Raw genomic sequence first — 15,898 nt, forward strand, 5'->3', positions numbered from 1 at the left:
TCGAGATCGTCGGCGGGTCGGTGCAGGTGCGAGGGACGCCCTCGCGCTCGGTGAGCCTCGGTGAGATCGCCGTGGCCCTCATCCCGGCCGGCGCCCGGCGGCTCGAGATGGAGCCGGAAACTCGGCGCCCAGGCTGGTTCGAGGTCACCCACATGGCCTACCCCTACGGGTTGCACCTCGCGGTGGTGCGCATCGATCTGAGACCGCATCGAGCGCTCTCGCTACCTCGTGGCCTACGACGTGGGTCTCGGCGATCAACCCCATGATGATCGAGGGGCAGATCGCTGGCGGTGCTGCTCAGGGCATCGGCGGGGCGCTGCTGCAGGCTTCAGCTACGACGAGCTCGGTCAGCCCCAGTCGGCGTCGTTCATGGAGTACCTGATGCCGACCATCCACGAGATGCCCGATGTCGAGATGCTGCTGTCCGAGGATGCGCCTGCCCTCGCCTCTCAACCCGCTGGGCGTGAAGGGAGCAGGCGCGCAAGGAAACCACCGCCGTCGGCGCGGCGCTTGCCGCCGGCGCCGTCGACGACGCCTCGGTCCGGTGTCGTCACCGAGCTCCCGATCACGCCCCAGATGGTCCGTGCCGCGGTGCGTCCATGGCCTCGACCGCGACCCCCCACCCGCACATCCGCCTGACAAGGAGAACACCATGGAAATCGTCGTTCAACCAGCCACCCTGGAACATGCACACCCCGGGTGGCTGGGCCATCCGGGTGCGAGGATCTACTACACCCAGACGCTGCAGATGAACCGCGTCGTATCGCAGCGCATCGAGACCTCGCTGCACACCGGGACCCACCTCGACGGTCCGATGCACATGGCCGACGGAGGCCCCGACATGGCGTCGTTGCCGATCGACAAGCTGATCCACGAGGGCGTCGTCGTCGACGTGTCCGGCGACGTCGGCCATCGGGACACGATCACCCCCGAGCACATCACGTCCAAGGTCGAGGTGAAGAAGGGTGACATCCTCATCGTCCCACCTGGCAGACGGGCAGCAGCACGACCCAGGGCCAGCCCCAACAGGACCTGGTCCGCTACTTCTGCATGCACCCCGGCGGCGGTGTGGAGCTCGCGGAAGTGGATGCTCGACATGGAGATCGCGGTGGTGGGGTGTCGACGTGGGCTCGGTGAACTCACCGATGAACACCACGATCCGGCACATGCGCCCCGACCTGACCAAGCGGTTCGAGGAGCACGTGGGGTATGCCCGCGCACGACTACTTCGGTGACGCACGAGTACACCCACCACCTGTCGGGCCGGCGCATCAAGGTAGACCTCTTCCCGACGCACGACCTCGCGGTCCGCGATGGATGCATCCACGCCGAGAACGTCGGGCGACATCGAGAAGGTGCTGAACCAGCGCTGCATCATCGGCGCCTTCCCCTGGAAGTTCGAGGGCGGCGAGGCCTGCCCGTGTCGGATCATGGCGTTCTTCGAACGTGGGTGACGGCATGGACGTCCGCGAGCGCGCGCTGACCGACTGGAACGGGTGCCCGCGGGAGCGGGCACCGTTCAGGCCAGCGTGTCGACCAGGAGCTTGACCGCGGTGGCGGCCAGGACGGCGAGCACCCAGATGTTGAAGGCGCGGGCCGAGATGGAGCGGCCGTAGCGCATGCCGCCGACCAGTCCGAGCGCCATTGGCACCAGGACCGTGCTAACCCGAGGGCCAGTCGTTCCAGGGTGTAGAGGCCCGCGACCGCGAGGGCCCCCATCTGGATGATGGCGAACACCAGGAACAACGTCGTGATCGAGACGACGTACGCGCTCCGGGGCATGCGATAGGCGTGGAGGTAAGGGGAGAGCAAGGGGCTCGACACCCCGGTGCCTCCTTGGAGCACGCCTCCGAGGAAGCCGATCGGTGCGGCGGTGAGCCGCGCCACGGCACCCTGGATCGAGAAGCTGGGGTGCAACAGGTCGATCATCAGGTAGATGCCGATCACCCCGGCGGCGAGGATCAAGGACATGACCTCGTCGTCGACCGTGGTCAGCACGTAGGTGCCGGCGGCCACGCCGACCACTCCCGAGAGCACCATCGCGAGCAGGTGCCGGGTCTCGGCGAGGTGCCCGAGGTTGTCGCGGATCAGCAAGACGTTGCTGACGATGCCGGGCACCACCATGATCACCACCGCCTCCTGGACCCCGATGAAGGTTGGCCATCACGGGGATCGCCACCGACGGGGAGCCCGCTGCCGGTGACCCCCTTGACGAAGGCGCCGAGGAGCACGCCGATCACGATGATGAGGACATCGCTCATGGGATGGGGTCGCTCATGGGGTGGGTCTCCGATGCGGGTCGAGTTCAGTGTGACTACACTCGAATTTCACGTATAAATGATGTTGGAGGAGAGTCGTGGAGCACCTGCTGCCCGAGCGATGCGCACTCGTCGTCGTCGACGTCCAGAACGACTTTTGTCACCCCGAGGGTGCGTTCTCCCTGGTCGGACACGACACCAGCACCGCGCGCGGCAGCGCTCGAACCGATCGAACGCCTGCGCGACCACGCCCACGCCGTCGAGGTGCCGGTCGTCCTCGTGCGGGTGGCCCACTCGCCGTGGACCGACGACCCCGCCTGGCGTGACCGGTTCCTCGGGCTACCCGAGGACCGACGTCCGCAAGGCCCCGTGGCCGCCGAGGGCACCTGGGGCGCCGAGTTCTACGGGTTCGAGCCCGACGTCCGCGACCTGGTGATCACCAAGCACCGCTACTCGGCCTTCTCCACACACCGCTGCCGTTGGTCCTGCGAGCGGTCGGAGCCTCGACGCTGGTGATCACCGGCGTGCAGACCGAGGTGTGCGTCCTGTCGACGGCAAGAGAGTGCGGCTCGACCACGGGATCCTGCCGGTGGTCGTGTCCGAGCGCGGTGGCGACGACCGACCCCGCCGCCCACGACGCGGCCCTCGGATGGGTGCGCGGTGCGGGATGGGCCCGGTGGCTCGGAACTGAGGACATCATCGAGGAGCTGGAGCCGGAACATGACCGACGACGTGGTGTGGACCATGGCCGAGTCCGACCGGGCGGCCGCGGCGAGCGGCCCGCTTCATGGCTGCGGCCGGCGTCGACTCGTACCCGGCGCTGGTTCAGCGCTCGGTCGAGGACCCGGAGTGGTTCTGGGCCGAGGTCGTCGAGCTTCCTCGGCATCCCCTTCCAGCGGCCCGCTTCACAGGTGGTCGACGTCTCCGACGGCATCGAGTGGAGTCGTTGGTTCGTCGACGGAGCGGTGGACGTGTCCGAGGTGTGCATCGACCGGTGGGCGGCGGTGGCCCCCGAACGCCCGGCCGTCATCGTCGAGTCCGAGGACGGACACACCGTCGAGCACTCCTACGCCGACCTGCTGAGCCTGGTCGAGCGGGCGGCCTCGGCCTTCCGCGAGCTCGGCGCAGGACCGGGCGACCGCATCGCCAGCTACCTTCCCATGGGTCTCGATGCCGTGGTCGTGCTGCTCGCCACGGCCCGCATCGGCGCGATCGTCGTCGCCCATCTTCTCGGGGTTCGGCGCACCCGCGGTGGCCTCGCGCTGGAACCGACTCCAGGAGCCCGGATCATGGTGTGCGCCGACTCCTATCAGCGTCGCGGCCGGGCGGTGGACATGAAGGCCGTCGCCGACTGCGTGGCCGCGCTGCAGTCGCCCCACCTCGAGCACCTCGTCGTCGTGGGCGGAGGCCAGTGCCGGCCGGGCGATCGCGATCGTTCGCGGAGGTCCGACCTGCTGCGCCACCGCGCCCACCGGCGAGCACGGCGCGGCGGCTCGATCGACGCCCCGAGCGAGTACCCCGTTCTTGCTGGCCTTCACCTCCGGCACGACCGGTCGGCCCAAGGGGGTCGTGCACGTCCACGGCGGGTTCACGGTCAAGATCGCCCAGGAAGCGGCGTTCCAGACCTATGTCCAGCCGGGAGATCGCGTCACGTGGCTGACCGACATGGGCTGGATCATGGGCCCCTGGATCACCCTGGGCGCCCTGGCCAACGGGGCCACGCTCGTGCTCTACGACGGGGCGCCGGACCATCCCGACCCTGGCCGGGTGTGGCGGTTTGCCGAGGGTCAACAGCTCACGTTCCTCGGGGTTGTCGCCGACCCTCGCCCGGTCGCTGGGTTCCACCGCACCGACCGCCCACGATGGGGTCGATCTGTCGGCCTTGCGGGCCTTCGGGTCGACGGGCGAGGCGTGGAACGAGGGGCCGTGGTGGTGGCTCTTCGACGACGTCGGAGGCCGAGACATCCCCATCGTCAACCTGTCGGGCGGTACCGAGGTCGGCGCCTGCTTCCTGTCGGTCAACCTCCTCCAGGGCCTCAAGCCGGTCTCGGTCGGTGGTCCGGCGCTCGGGATGGACGTCGACGTCATCGATGCGAGCGGCCAGACGGTTCTCGACGGTCTTCGGTCGAGCTGGCCTGTCGGTCACCGTCGGCCGGGCATGACGCGGGGCGTGTGGAACGACCCCCAGCGCTACCTCGAGACCTACTGGTCCCGGATCCCCGGCGTGTGGGTCCATGGGGACTGGGCCTCACGTGACGCCGACGGGTTCTGGTACCTCCACGGCCGCAGCGACGACACCCTGAACATCGCCGGCAAGCGGATCGGGCCGGCCGAGTTCGAGTCGGTTGCGGTGTCGGTAGCCGGTGTGGTCGCGGCCGCAGCGGTCGGCGTGCCCGACCCGGTCGAGGGCGAGTCGAGCGTGCTGTGCGTGGTGGCCGGGCCGAACCCGCCCGACGATCTGGTCGAGCAGGTGTCGGCTGCGGTGGTGCGCGAGCTCGGCAAGGCCTTCAAGCCGAGCGCCGTCCACGTCGTCGACGACCTTCCTCGCACCCGGTCGGCCAAGATCGTCCGACGAGCGGTGAAGGCGGTCCTGCTCGGCGACGACCCCGGAGACGTGTCCACGCTGGAGAACCCAGAGAGCCTGGGAGCCCTGCCGGGCTCCCCATCGCCCGAGGAGGGCCCCGACCGATGAGGTTGACCAACGAGTTCGACACCCGGTTGTCCGTCGGGCAGGTCTGGGAGCTCCTGGAGGACCCCAGCGGTGCGGAGCGAGGCCATGCCCGGTGTGAACCTTCGACCCGACGACGGTGGTGTGCACCGGGGCACGATCGAACTGCCCGTCGGCCACGACACCGGTCCGCTACGACGCTACCGGTCACGCTGTCGTCGACCTCGATCGGGATGAGGGTGTGTGCGTCCTTGGCGTCGAGGGCGCGGGCACCAGCGGCCACGGTGATCTCGATGCGACGGTCACCCTCCGGCTGACGGGATCCGGTGAGGGATCGGTCGTCTATCTCGATGCTGAGGTGCAGGTGACCGGGCGACTGGCGCGTCTCGGTAGAGGAGCGCTCGGCGACGTCTCGAATGAGCTCGCTCGTCATCTCCGGGCGACCTTGGCTCCGGAGCCCGTCGGTGCCGATGCAACCCCCGCCGTGGTGGCCGCGACCCGTGATGCCGATTCGGCCACGGTCCGAGCCGGTAGAGCAGGGGTGGCGAACACCGCACTGGCCAAGGTGGCGCCATCGATCGCGGCGGCTGCGCTGCTGGTGCTGCTGTGGCGCTGGCTGGGCCGGAGGGCCTCCTAGGCGCTCGCGCGTGCCACCAGCGCTCCCAGTGCACGACCTCGTCGAAGGGGCGGCGGTCGGGCCTGACGATCGGTGACAGGGGACGGTCGGCCGGTCGGCCCAGGGTGATGAGATAGGCGCACCGCTGGTCGCCGGGGAGGCCCATCAGGCGGCGGGCCAGATCCTGGTCGGCCACGCTGCTGTGGCCGGAGGCGATGCCGAGATCGGCTGCCGCGATCATCATGTGGGCCGTGGCCTGGCCGAGGTCGAAGGTGTTGGTGAGACGGCGGTCGTCGTCGTCGGTGGGACCTGTCACGACGGCGATGGTGGCTGCGGACTCGGCGACAGGGCCGGCTCCGGTCCAGACCTTCGACAACTCATCCAGGGTCGTGCGGTCGGTCACCACGACGAAGTCCCACGGCTGGCGGTTCTTGGCCGATGGTGACCGCCGACCGGCCTCGAGGACCCGCTCGAGATCGGCTCGGTCGATGGAGCTCGAGTCGAACCGCCGGACGTTGCGCCGTGACCTGATCGCATCCCATGTCTCCATCATTCGAGGGTACCGGTGACCCGTCCCCTTCGGGCGCGGCCGTTAGCCTCCCCTCGATGCGAGTCGGACCAATGCTCTGCCTGTCTGCGGCAGCGCTGGTGCCCATGGCGTGTGGCGACGACCGCAACGCCGACCCGCCGATCGAGATGGCCCAGGCGCCGCCCAGCTACCAGGACGACTCGGCGTTCTCCGGGCGCCACCAGATCGACGACGAGCCGCCCGCCATGCCCGGCCAGTACCGGACCCGCAGGATCGTCGAGCTCGACGAAGGGCTCGAAGCGGTCAATCTCGTCGCCCACCCCGGCCTGGAGGACACCCTGTTGGTGGTCGAACGGAGCGGACTGGTGTTGGAGCTGAGGGGCGATGAGCTGGCCGCAGAGCCGTGGCTCGACCTGACCGAGAGCATCGACTCGGAGAGCAACTACGAGCGCGGGTTGCTCGGGCTCGCCCTCTCCGAGACCCATGCCTACCTCTACTACACCGATCTCGAGGGGCACTCGAACGTGGTGCAGCACGAGCTCGATGACGACGGTCGGCCCGACACCGAGCGTGAGGACCTACTGCTCCACGTCGAACAGCCCGCCGGGACCCACAATGGGGGCATGCTCCAGCTCGACGAGCGGGGGTATCTGTGGGTCGCCTTCGGTGATGGTGGCGTCGGAGCGCCGAGCTGGAACGCGCAGGACCCGACCACGTTGCTCGGCTCGATCCTGCGCATCCGACCCACCCCCGACGGCGAGCAGCCGTACGCGATCCCAGCGGACAACCCGTTCGTCGGCGACTCCTCCCATGCTCCCGAGATCTGGGTCTACGGCCTCCGCAACCCGTGGAGCTTCTGGTTCGACGATCGCACCGGAGCCCTGTGGGTCGCCGACGTCGGCCAGGCCGAGCACGAGGAGGTGGATCTCCTCCGCCACGACGAGAGCGGCGCCAACCTCGGATGGCCCTGGTACGAGGGCTATGACCCCTACACCCCGGACCCGGACTTCGGCGCGGAACCCGACCAGGGCGACGAGCCACCAGAGGACCGCCACGACCCGCTGCTCGCCTACCACCACTCGGCTCTCGGCTGCGCGATCGTGGGAGGCGAGGTCGCCCGGGACGGGCCCGATCGCCTCGAGGGCGCCTACCTCTTCGGCGACCTCTGCGACCGTCGCGTCGTCGCGCTGTGGCCCGACGGCGCCGACCGCGACGAGGTGGTCGAAGTGGTGGCGACCGCCCCCGCCGACCTGACCTCGATCGGCGTCATCGACGGCGATGTGTATCTGACCACCCGAGAGCCGGGCGGGGTCCACGTGCTGGAGCGCGGCTCGGCCAGTGACCGAGCTCGACGTGGTGGGTGAGTGCGGGAGGAGGGACTTGAACCCTCACGTCCTTTCGGACACAGGAACCTGAATCCTGCGCGTCTGCCAATTCCGCCACTCCCGCGAGCAGCGTGGAGAGCGTATCGCGCCACCACGGGCCTCCCGCCATCGGGGCCTCGCTCGGGCCGGTATGGTTGCAGGACCATGGGCCTACAAGCGTTCGAACGGCGCCTCGAGCGCATGGTCGAAGGGGTGTTCGCCCGCGCCTTTCGGTCGGGGCTGCGTCCGGTCGAGCTCGGCCGGCGCCTGGTGCGGGTCATGGACAGCCAGCGCTCGATCGGGGTGTCGGGCCGCCCGGTGGTGCCCAACGCCTTCACGGTGTTCCTTGCGCCCGACGACCACGAGCAGTTCGCCGAGATCGCCGACACGCTCATCCGCGAGCTCTGCGACGCGGCCCGCGAGCACGCTCGCGACGAGGGCTACTCGTTCATGGGGCCCATCTCGGTCGAGCTCGTCGTCGATGAGAACCGCCGCAAGGGAAGCTTCGAGGTCGAGGGCCGGCTCCGCGAAGGCGAGGGTGGAGGCGGACCCGGCTCGCTGCTGTTGCCCACCGGCGAGCGTGTGCTGCTCGGCGAGTTCATCGTCACCGTGGGGCGCATGCCCGAGTCGACTCTGGTGCTCGCCGATCCCAACGTCAGCCGGAACCACGCCGAGGTCCGCCCCCAGGGCGACGGCTACGTGGTGGTCGACCTCGGCTCCACGAACGGCACGCGGGTCAACGGAGTGAAGGTCTCCGAGCATGCGCTGCGCGACGGCGACGAGATCATGTTCGGCAACACCAGGGTGACCTTCACCGCGTCGTGATCGTGGCGTGATCGTGGCGTGATCGTGGCACGTCGGCCGGCGCGCACCGAGCACTGCGGGGCAGGCCGGTAGGCTCACCGCTCAGTGTCCGAACCGTTGTTGAACGTGCTCAAGATCTGTCTGCTGGTACTGCTGTACCTGTTCTTCCTGCGCGTCCTGCAGGCGGTGTGGAGCGAGGTCAACGGCCCGCGGCGAACCCAACGCGGTCGGCGGGGGCGGACGGGAGACCACAGCCGGGCGGCCGAGTCGGTCCCCGGTCGGGCCACCAAGCGGGTCGCCCTCGCCGGCGGCCGATCGGCCGCTCGGGGCCCGGCCGGCCTCACCGTCGTCGAGCCCCCCGACGAGGCGGGTCGCACCTATCCGCTGGGCGACGAGATCACCGTCGGTCGTGCCGCAGGCTGCCAGGTCACCCTCGATGACACCTATGTGTCCCAGCTCCATGCCAGGATCTTCCAGCGGGATGGCGAACTGTTCGTCGAGGACCTGGGCTCGACCAACGGCACCTACCTCAACCGCACCAAGGTCTCGGGTCCCATGGCGATGAAGTCCGGTGACCGCCTCCAGGTCGGCTCGGTCGTGATGGAGCTCACATGATCCACCTTCGATCCGGCGCCCGTTCCCACGTGGGGCGCCTGCGTGACAAGAACCAGGACTGTGCCTTCGTCAGCGAGCGCGTGGTCGCCATCGCCGACGGCATGGGCGGACCTCCCGGTGGGGACGTGGCCTCGCTGCTGGCGGTCGAGTCGCTCCGCACGGCCATGGCCGACCCCGAGATCGACACCCTCGCCGACGCGTTCCGGTGGGCCAACACCCAGGTGTGGGACCGCTCCGCCGAGCGGGACCTGCGGGGGATGGGCACGACCCTGTGCGCGCTGGCGCTGGTCGACGACGGCTCCGATGGTGATCCGCCGCAGCTCGCGATCGCCAACGTCGGCGACTCTCGCATCTACCTGTTGCGCGACGGCGACCTCGAGCTGCGCACCGAGGACCACAGCCTGGTCGAGGAGATGGTGCGCGACGGGCGCCTCACCGCCGAGGAGGCCCTCGCCCACGGCCAGCGCAACATCGTCACCCGCGCCATCGGCATCGCCCCCACCGTCGAGGTCGACTCGTGGGAGCTCGACGCCGAGCCCGGAGACCGCTACCTGCTCTGCAGCGACGGCCTGTTCAACGAGGTGGAGCCGAACCGCATCGCCGCCACGCTGCGGCGCCTGGCCGATCCCGATGAAGCGGCCAGCGAGCTGGTGTCGTTGGCCAACCAGGGTGGGGGACGCGACAACATCACCTGTGTGGTGGTCGACGTGGCCGAAGGTCCGCCGCCCGCGGGCGACCCGGGCTCCTTCGGCGACCGGGTCATCGTCCCCATGCCCGACACCGTCGGCGATCTTGCCGGGTTCCTCGCTGCCGGTTCCGGCGATGGCGGTGAAGCCGGAGCCGTCGGGACTGACCGGTCGATGCTCCCCGACCAGGGTGACGACGGCGAGGACGCCGGGGGGAGGTTCCGACTCCTCACCTGGCGCACCGGGCTCTTCTTCATCGCCGTGGTGGCGGTGTTCGCGGTCGCAGCCGCGGCGGTGGTCTGGTACGGCCGAAGCGGCTACTTCGTCGGCGTCGGCGACTCCGGGGAGGTCGCGGTGTTCGAGGGTCGTCCCGGGGGCCTGCTGTGGTTCGACCCCACCCTGGTCGAGTCGACCGGCGTCGACGTCGACGACCTCACCCCGGTGCTGCGCGAGTCGGTGGAGGCCGAACCGGAGTTCGCGAGCTTCGACGAGGCGCGCCGGTTCCTGGCGAACCTCGCCGACCAGCTCGACCGCTCCGGGCCGACCTCGACGACACCCCCCACCGTCACGACGACGTCGACCATGAGATCCACGACGACGACGGAAGGATCGGTCACCACCTCCTCCGATCCGACGACCTCCACCCCGGTGTCGTGACCGAGCTGAGATCGTTACGGAGGCGGGTCGAGCTCGGGCTCATCCTGCTCGGCACCATCATCACCGCCTCGGCCTATGCCCTCGCCGGGCTCGGGACCACCGCCTCGTTGCCCGCCGATGTGGTGCCGTTCCTCGGCGTGGTGCTGGCCCTGATGATCGTCGCCCACCTGGCGGTTCGGCGCTTCGCCCCCAACGCCGACGGGCTCATGCTGCCACTGGCCGCACTGCTCAACGGCATCGGCTACGTCTTCGTCGCCCGCCTCGACACCGAGCTGGCGGCACCGCAGGCCACCTGGACTGCGCTGGGCATCGCCGCCTTCGTCGCCACGTTGATCGTCGTGCGTCGGCCACGAGACCTGCAGCGCTACCGCTACACCTTCCTGCTCGTCGGCATCCTGTTGCTGCTGCTGCCGTTCACCCCGTTGGGCTTCGAGAACCTGGGTGCCCAGATCTGGGCACGCATCGGACCGATCGCCTTCCAGCCCGGTGAACTGGCCAAGCTGGCGTTGCTGCTGTTCTTCGCCGGCTATCTGGTCGAGAACCGCGAGCTGCTGTCGGTGAGCACCTTCAAGATCGGTCCCCTGATGCTCCCCGACCCCAAGCGGCTGGGTCCGTTGCTGCTGGCGCTCGGCGCCGCGCTGGTGATCTTCGTCTACCAGAGCGACCTCGGCCCGTCGCTGCTGTTGCTGATGCTGTTCCTGGTCATGGTGTGGGTGGCCACCGAACGGCTCTCGTACCTCGTGCTGGGGAGCTCGCTGTTCGCCCTCGGCGCCTATGTGGCCTACACCCAGTTCAGCCACGTTGCGCCCCGCTTCGAGGCGTGGCTCGATCCCTGGAACCCCGACCTGGTGCGGGGTGAGGCCTACCAGATCGTTCAGGCCACCTATGCGCTCGCCCAAGGTGGTCTCACCGGAACCGGTCTGGGCCTCGGCAACCCCGAGCGCGTCCCCGTGGTCACCACCGACTTCGTCTTCGCCGCCATCGGCGAAGAGCTGGGTCTCCTCGGCGGCACCGCCGTCCTCATCTGCTTCCTGTTGCTCGTCGGGTCGGCGCTGCGCCTGTCGATCGTGGCCGACCACGCCTTCGACAAGCTGCTCGCGGTCGGCATCGCCACCCTCATCGCCACCCAGGCCTTCATCATCGTCGGCGGGATCACCCGGCTGTTGCCCCTCACCGGGATCGCTCTGCCGTTCGTGTCCTACGGCGGTTCGTCCCTGGTCGTCAACTACGTGTTGCTGGCCCTGTTGCTGCGGCTCTCCGACGACGTCACCACCCGCCAGCTCCGCCGCGTCGAGCGTGAGGCGGTGCCGGCGTGAACCGCCAGATCCGTCGCCTGACCATCGCCATCATGCTCTGCTACCTCGCCCTGTTCGCCCAGCTGAACCGGGTGCAGATCTTCGACGCGCAGGCGCTGCGCGACAACCCCGACAACACCCGCGACGTGCTGGCCAACTACAGCCGGCCACGGGGCACGGTCTCGACGATCGACGGGGCGGTGGTGGCGCGAAGCGTCGAGGTCGACACGCCGCTGCAACGTCAACGGGAGTATCCCGAGGCCGATCTGTTCGCCCAGGTGTCGGGGTTCTTCTCCCTCCACTACGGCTCCACCGGGGTCGAGCAGGTCTACGACGAGGAGCTGGCCGGACAGACCCCCGAGCTCGAGCTGGAGAGCCTGTCCGACCTGTTCGTCGACCGGGATCGGTCCGGCAGCGTGGTGCTGTCGTTGCGCAGCGACGTCCAGCGTGTCGCACGCGACGCGCTGGGCGAGCGGGAGGGCTCGGTCGTGGCGCTCGACCCCCGCAGCGGCGAGATCCTGGCGCTGTGGTCGTGGCCCTCCTATGACCCCAACCTGATCAGTGCCCCCGACATCGAGCGGGCGTCGGAGGCACGTTCGTTGTACCTGCTCGATCCCGCCGACCCGATGCTCGGCCGGGCGTACCAGGAGCGCTACTTCCCCGGCTCGTCGTTCAAGGTGGTGGTCAGCGCCGCCGGCCTCGAGAGCGGGCGGGTCACCATGGACGAACCGTCGTACGAGCCGGTGTCCTCGTGGACGCCTCCGCTCACCACCCGTCCCATCACCAACGCCGGTGGAGCCGTCTGCGGCGGCACGCTGGCCGAGATCCTACGGGTGTCGTGCAACACCGCCTTCGCCGAGATGGGAGCACTCACCCTCGGGCCCGAGGTGCTGGCCGAAGGAGCCGAAGGGTTCGGGTTCAACGGCCGCCCGCCGATCGACCTACCCGCACCTGCGCGGTCGGTCTTTCCCACCGACTACGGCGAGCCCCTGTCGACCCCCGACCTCGACGACCCCGATCCCGACGTGGCAGGCACGGTGTACGAGAACACGCCGGCACTGGCCCAGGCCGCCATCGGACAGCACGACGTCGCCGCCACTCCGTTGCAGATGGCACTGGTGGCAGCTGGTGTCGCCAATGGCGGGGTCATCATGGAACCGCGGGTCGTGCACGAGATCCGCAACGCCGATGGCGACCTCGTGGAGCGGCTCCAGCCCTCCGCCTGGCGCCAGGCGATGAGCCCCTCGAACGCAGCCGCCCTGCGCCAGGCCATGATCGGGGTGGTCACCGGGGGAACCGCGTGGCGCATGGCGATCCCCGGCTACGAGGTGGGTGGCAAGACCGGCACCGCCCGCGTCGCCGAAGATGTCACCAGCACCCACGCCTGGATCGTCGGCTTCGCCGGTCCCCAGGGCGAGACCCCCCACGTCGCGGTGGCCGTGGTCGTGCTGGCCGACGAGGATGTGGGCGAACAAGCCGGTGGTCGGGTGGCCGCACCGGTTGCCCGAGCGGTGCTCGAGCGGGCACTGTCGCCAGCCTCGCCCGTCCGGGTCGACGACCCGCCAGATCCATCGCCGGACGGCGCGCCGGATGACGCGCCGGATGACGCGCCGGATGACGCGCCGGATGACGCGCCGGAGTAGCGGCGTCGCCACCGACGCCGTGCTCTGACCCATACTTGTGCGGCGACCGCCCGAGGAGGCATCACACGTCCCATGTCCGACCAGGAGCCCACGGTCTACAACGGCCGCTACGAACTGCATCGCCAGATCGCCCGCGGTGGCATGGCCGATGTCTTCTTGGCACGCGATCGCCTGCTCGACCGCCCGGTCGCGGTCAAGGTGCTGTTCTCACAGTTCGCGAGCGACCCGGCCTTCGTCGAGCGGTTCCGGCGCGAGGCCCAGTCGGCGGCGAACCTCAACCACCCCCACATCACCAGCGTGTTCGACTGGGGGGAAGAGGGTGGGACCTACTTCATCGTCATGGAGTTCGTCGACGGGCGGAGCCTGGCCGACATCCTGCGCTCGGAGGGGATGCTCCACCCGGACCGGGCGGCCGACATCGCCACCGACGTGGCCGCCGCGCTCAGCTTCGCCCATCGCAACGGCGTGGTGCACCGCGACATCAAGCCGGGCAACATCCTCGTCACGCCGAGCGGGCAGGTGAAGGTCACCGACTTCGGGATCGCCCGTGCCTTCGGTTCGTCCACCGACGCCAACCTCACCCAGACCGGCTCGGTCATGGGGACCGCCACCTACTTCTCCCCCGAACAGGCCCAGGGCCGGCCGGTCGATCCCCGAAGCGACCTCTACTCGTTGGGCATCGTTCTCTACGAGATGCTGGCCAGCAGGCCCCCGTTCTCCGGCGACAGCGCCGTGTCGACGGCGTACATGCACGTCCAGGAGCGGGCCGAGCCCCCCAGCTCGGTCAACCCCCGGATCCCCCCGGCCATGGACGCCATCTGCATGCGGCTCCTCGCCAAGGATCCCAACGACCGCTATCCGTCGGCCGAAGACCTCAGGGCCGACCTTCGACGCTTCCGCGAGGGCCAGCAGGTGCTCGCTGGTGGTGGGGTCCCAGCCGCGGCCGCGGCGGCCCCGGCAGCAGCGGCTGCTGCTCCCGGTGCCACCGCCTCCATGCCGGTGACCACCGTGCCGCCAGGTCATGACACCTACGACGATCTCGATGACGACGACTACGACGAGCCTGCGAACCGGACCGGCTGGTTCGTCGCGGGACTGGTCGTGCTCATCGCGGTGCTGGTCGGTCTCCTCGCGATCTTCGCCAACGCGCTCGGCATCGGTGGTGGAGAGACCGGGACCCGGATCGAGGTCCCGGGCGTGGTGCTCCTGGACGAGACCGAGGCGACCGAGGTGTTGGAGGCCGAAGGGTTCGACGTCGACGTCGACTACGAGGCCAACGTCGAACACGAGCCGGGGATCGTGTTCGATCAGGACCCGACCGGCGGTTCGATGGAGCCCGAGGGCAGCACCGTCACCATCATCGTCAGCCAGGGCGACGAGGAGTTCGCCATGCCCGAGGTCGTCGGGAACTTCGAGGAGGACGCCATCAAGTTCCTCGAGGACCGGGGGCTGGTGCTGGGCGACGTGAACCGGGTCTTCGACGACGAGAGCACCGAAGGCGAGGTGCTCACCCAGTTCCCTCCGGCCGAGCAGATGGTGACCCGCGGCGACGCGTTCGACCTCACCGTGTCCCGGGGCCCCGAGGAGATCGAGGTCCCCGACGTCCGTGGCGACACGGTCGACGACGCGGTGTCCACGTTGGAGGAGGCGGGGTTCCAGACCCGGCTCGAGGAGGAGTACTCCGAGACGGTGGACGAGGATCGAGTCGTTCGGACCGATCCCCCGCACCGCACCGATGCCCCGAGCAACTCGTTCGTGATCATCTACGTGTCGCGGGGGCCCGAACCACCCGAGGAACGTCCGGTGCCCAACGTGGTGAACCTCACCCAGCCGACCGCCGAGGGACGTCTGTCCGACGCCGGGTTCGTTCCCGAGGTCACCTTCTCGGCGTCGGACAGCGTGCCGTCGGGGTCGGTGATCACCCAGGACCCCGCCCCCGGTACCGAGCTGCTCACCGGGTCGCCGGTGGAGATCGTGGTGTCCACCGGACCGAGCCCGACCAGTACCACGTCCTCGTCGACCACGACCACCACCGACGGCGACGTCGACGAGATCCCCTGATCTGTTCCCGGTGCTCCGGGTTCAGGGGGTCCGGGCGCGGTCGAGAAAGTTGGCGATGAGGTCGTGGCCCGCCGCGGTGAGGATCGACTCGGGGTGGAACTGCACTCCCTCGACGTCGAGGCTGCGGTGGCGCAGCCCCATCACGGTGCCGTCGTCGGCCTCGGCGGTGATCTCCAGCACGTCGGGCACCGAGTCACGGTCGACGATCAGGCTGTGGTAGCGGGTGGCCTCGAGTGGTTGGGGCAGCCCCGCGAACACGCCCTGCCCCCGATGGCTGATCAGGGAGGTCTTGCCGTGCATGACCTCGGCGGCTCGAACCACGGTGCCGCCGTAGAGCGCGCCGATGCACTGGTGTCCGAGGCACACGCCGAGGATGGGAACCCGTCCGGCGAGGCGGTCGATGACGTCGTTGCTCACCCCGGCATCCTCGGGTCGTCCCGGTCCGGGGCTGATGAGGACAGCGTCGGGGGCCAGGGCCTCGATCGCGTCGAGGTCGATGGCGTCGTGGCGGTGCACGATCGGTTCGGCCCCCAGCTCGCCCAGATACTGCACGAGGTTGTAGACGAAGCTGTCGTAGTTGTCGATGACCAGGACCCGGGTGCTCATTGGGCGCTCAGGGTATCCGCGTCGCGGTGCCGTCCTCGACCGGGTTCGGTGCGAGGTGAGTTCCCGGCCGCCACCGCCGGTCGCTAGTGTCGGGTC

General features: G+C 69.4%; 17 protein-coding genes and 1 tRNA gene. 12 read left to right on the top strand and 6 right to left on the bottom strand.

Annotated elements, in window-relative coordinates:
- Nucleotides 1-266 (top strand): hypothetical protein (locus U5K29_15025; protein ID MDZ7679854.1); only part of this gene is annotated, 266 nt, incomplete at its 5' end.
- 463 nt (nt 267-729) lie between these two features.
- Here U5K29_15025 and U5K29_15030 read toward each other — a convergent pair.
- A complete protein-coding gene (locus U5K29_15030) occupies nt 730-1,098 on the bottom strand; it encodes a hypothetical protein (protein MDZ7679855.1) in 369 nt (122 codons plus the stop codon).
- Between the two features lie 215 nt (nt 1,099-1,313).
- Here U5K29_15030 and U5K29_15035 point away from each other — a divergent pair, with 215 nt between their 5' ends.
- A complete protein-coding gene (locus tag U5K29_15035) occupies nt 1,314-1,454 on the top strand; it encodes a hypothetical protein (GenBank protein ID MDZ7679856.1) in 141 nt (46 codons plus the stop codon).
- Here the strand turns inward: U5K29_15035 and U5K29_15040 are convergent.
- On the bottom strand, nt 1,429-2,124 hold the full coding sequence (locus U5K29_15040; GenBank protein MDZ7679857.1) for a sulfite exporter TauE/SafE family protein: 696 nt from the start codon (nt 2,122-2,124) through the stop codon (nt 1,429-1,431). The two genes, U5K29_15035 and U5K29_15040, sit on opposite strands and share 26 nt — an antisense overlap.
- 2 nt (nt 2,125-2,126) lie before the next feature.
- Nucleotides 2,127-2,261 carry a hypothetical protein gene (locus tag U5K29_15045; GenBank protein ID MDZ7679858.1) on the bottom strand — a complete coding sequence of 45 codons (135 nt, stop codon included), beginning with the start codon at nt 2,259-2,261 and terminating at the stop codon, nt 2,127-2,129.
- A 168-nt stretch (nt 2,262-2,429) separates the two neighbouring features.
- Here U5K29_15045 and U5K29_15050 point away from each other — a divergent pair, with 168 nt between their 5' ends.
- Entirely contained in the window at nt 2,430-2,774 is a 345-nt protein-coding gene (locus U5K29_15050; protein MDZ7679859.1) for an isochorismatase family protein, read from the top strand.
- 389 nt (nt 2,775-3,163) lie between these two features.
- Here U5K29_15050 and U5K29_15055 read toward each other — a convergent pair whose 3' ends face one another.
- Nucleotides 3,164-3,796 carry a hypothetical protein gene (locus tag U5K29_15055; protein MDZ7679860.1) on the bottom strand — a complete coding sequence of 211 codons (633 nt, stop codon included), beginning with the start codon at nt 3,794-3,796 and terminating at the stop codon, nt 3,164-3,166.
- Between the two features lie 272 nt (nt 3,797-4,068).
- On the opposite strand from U5K29_15055, the gene U5K29_15060 reads away from it, so the two are divergent.
- The 3 genes from U5K29_15060 (at nt 4,069) to U5K29_15070 (ending at nt 7,435) form a co-directional block, all read left to right on the top strand.
- Nucleotides 4,069-4,950, top strand: a complete 882-nt coding sequence (locus tag U5K29_15060) for an AMP-binding protein (protein MDZ7679861.1) — start codon at nt 4,069-4,071, stop codon at nt 4,948-4,950.
- 217 nt (nt 4,951-5,167) lie between these two features.
- A complete protein-coding gene (locus U5K29_15065; protein MDZ7679862.1) occupies nt 5,168-5,563 on the top strand; it encodes a hypothetical protein in 396 nt (131 codons plus the stop codon).
- Between the two features lie 585 nt (nt 5,564-6,148).
- Nucleotides 6,149-7,435, top strand: coding sequence for a PQQ-dependent sugar dehydrogenase (locus U5K29_15070; GenBank protein ID MDZ7679863.1), 1,287 nt, complete (start codon nt 6,149-6,151; stop codon nt 7,433-7,435).
- A 1-nt stretch (nt 7,436) separates the two neighbouring features.
- On the opposite strand, the gene U5K29_15075 is transcribed toward U5K29_15070, so the two are convergent.
- Nucleotides 7,437-7,520, bottom strand: a tRNA-Leu gene (locus tag U5K29_15075).
- A gap of 80 nt (nt 7,521-7,600) precedes the next feature.
- Here U5K29_15075 and U5K29_15080 point away from each other — a divergent pair.
- From U5K29_15080 to pknB, 6 genes are all read left to right on the top strand, one after another.
- Entirely contained in the window at nt 7,601-8,260 is a 660-nt protein-coding gene (locus U5K29_15080) for a DUF3662 and FHA domain-containing protein (GenBank protein ID MDZ7679864.1), read from the top strand.
- A gap of 84 nt (nt 8,261-8,344) precedes the next feature.
- On the top strand, nt 8,345-8,854 hold the full coding sequence (locus tag U5K29_15085; protein ID MDZ7679865.1) for an FHA domain-containing protein: 510 nt from the start codon (nt 8,345-8,347) through the stop codon (nt 8,852-8,854).
- Nucleotides 8,851-10,197, top strand: coding sequence for a protein phosphatase 2C domain-containing protein (locus U5K29_15090; GenBank protein MDZ7679866.1), 1,347 nt, complete (start codon nt 8,851-8,853; stop codon nt 10,195-10,197). Before U5K29_15085 ends, U5K29_15090 begins: the two co-directional genes overlap by 4 nt.
- Entirely contained in the window at nt 10,194-11,513 is a 1,320-nt protein-coding gene (locus U5K29_15095; GenBank protein ID MDZ7679867.1) for an FtsW/RodA/SpoVE family cell cycle protein, read from the top strand. The genes U5K29_15090 and U5K29_15095 overlap by 4 nt, the downstream gene beginning before the upstream one ends.
- Nucleotides 11,510-13,135 (top strand): penicillin-binding protein 2, encoded by a 1,626-nt coding sequence (locus U5K29_15100; GenBank protein MDZ7679868.1) that lies wholly within the window; start codon nt 11,510-11,512, stop codon nt 13,133-13,135. Before U5K29_15095 ends, U5K29_15100 begins: the two co-directional genes overlap by 4 nt.
- Nucleotides 13,136-13,207: 72 nt before the next feature.
- Nucleotides 13,208-15,196 (top strand): Stk1 family PASTA domain-containing Ser/Thr kinase, encoded by a 1,989-nt coding sequence (gene pknB, locus U5K29_15105; protein ID MDZ7679869.1) that lies wholly within the window; start codon nt 13,208-13,210, stop codon nt 15,194-15,196.
- 21 nt (nt 15,197-15,217) lie between these two features.
- Here the strand turns inward: pknB and U5K29_15110 are convergent, their stop codons facing one another.
- A complete protein-coding gene (locus U5K29_15110; protein ID MDZ7679870.1) occupies nt 15,218-15,802 on the bottom strand; it encodes an aminodeoxychorismate/anthranilate synthase component II in 585 nt (194 codons plus the stop codon).
- Nucleotides 15,803-15,898: the final 96 nt, after the last annotated feature.

The organism is Acidimicrobiales bacterium (genome assembly GCA_034521975.1).
Classification (GTDB): Bacteria; Actinomycetota; Acidimicrobiia; order Acidimicrobiales; family SKKL01; genus SKKL01.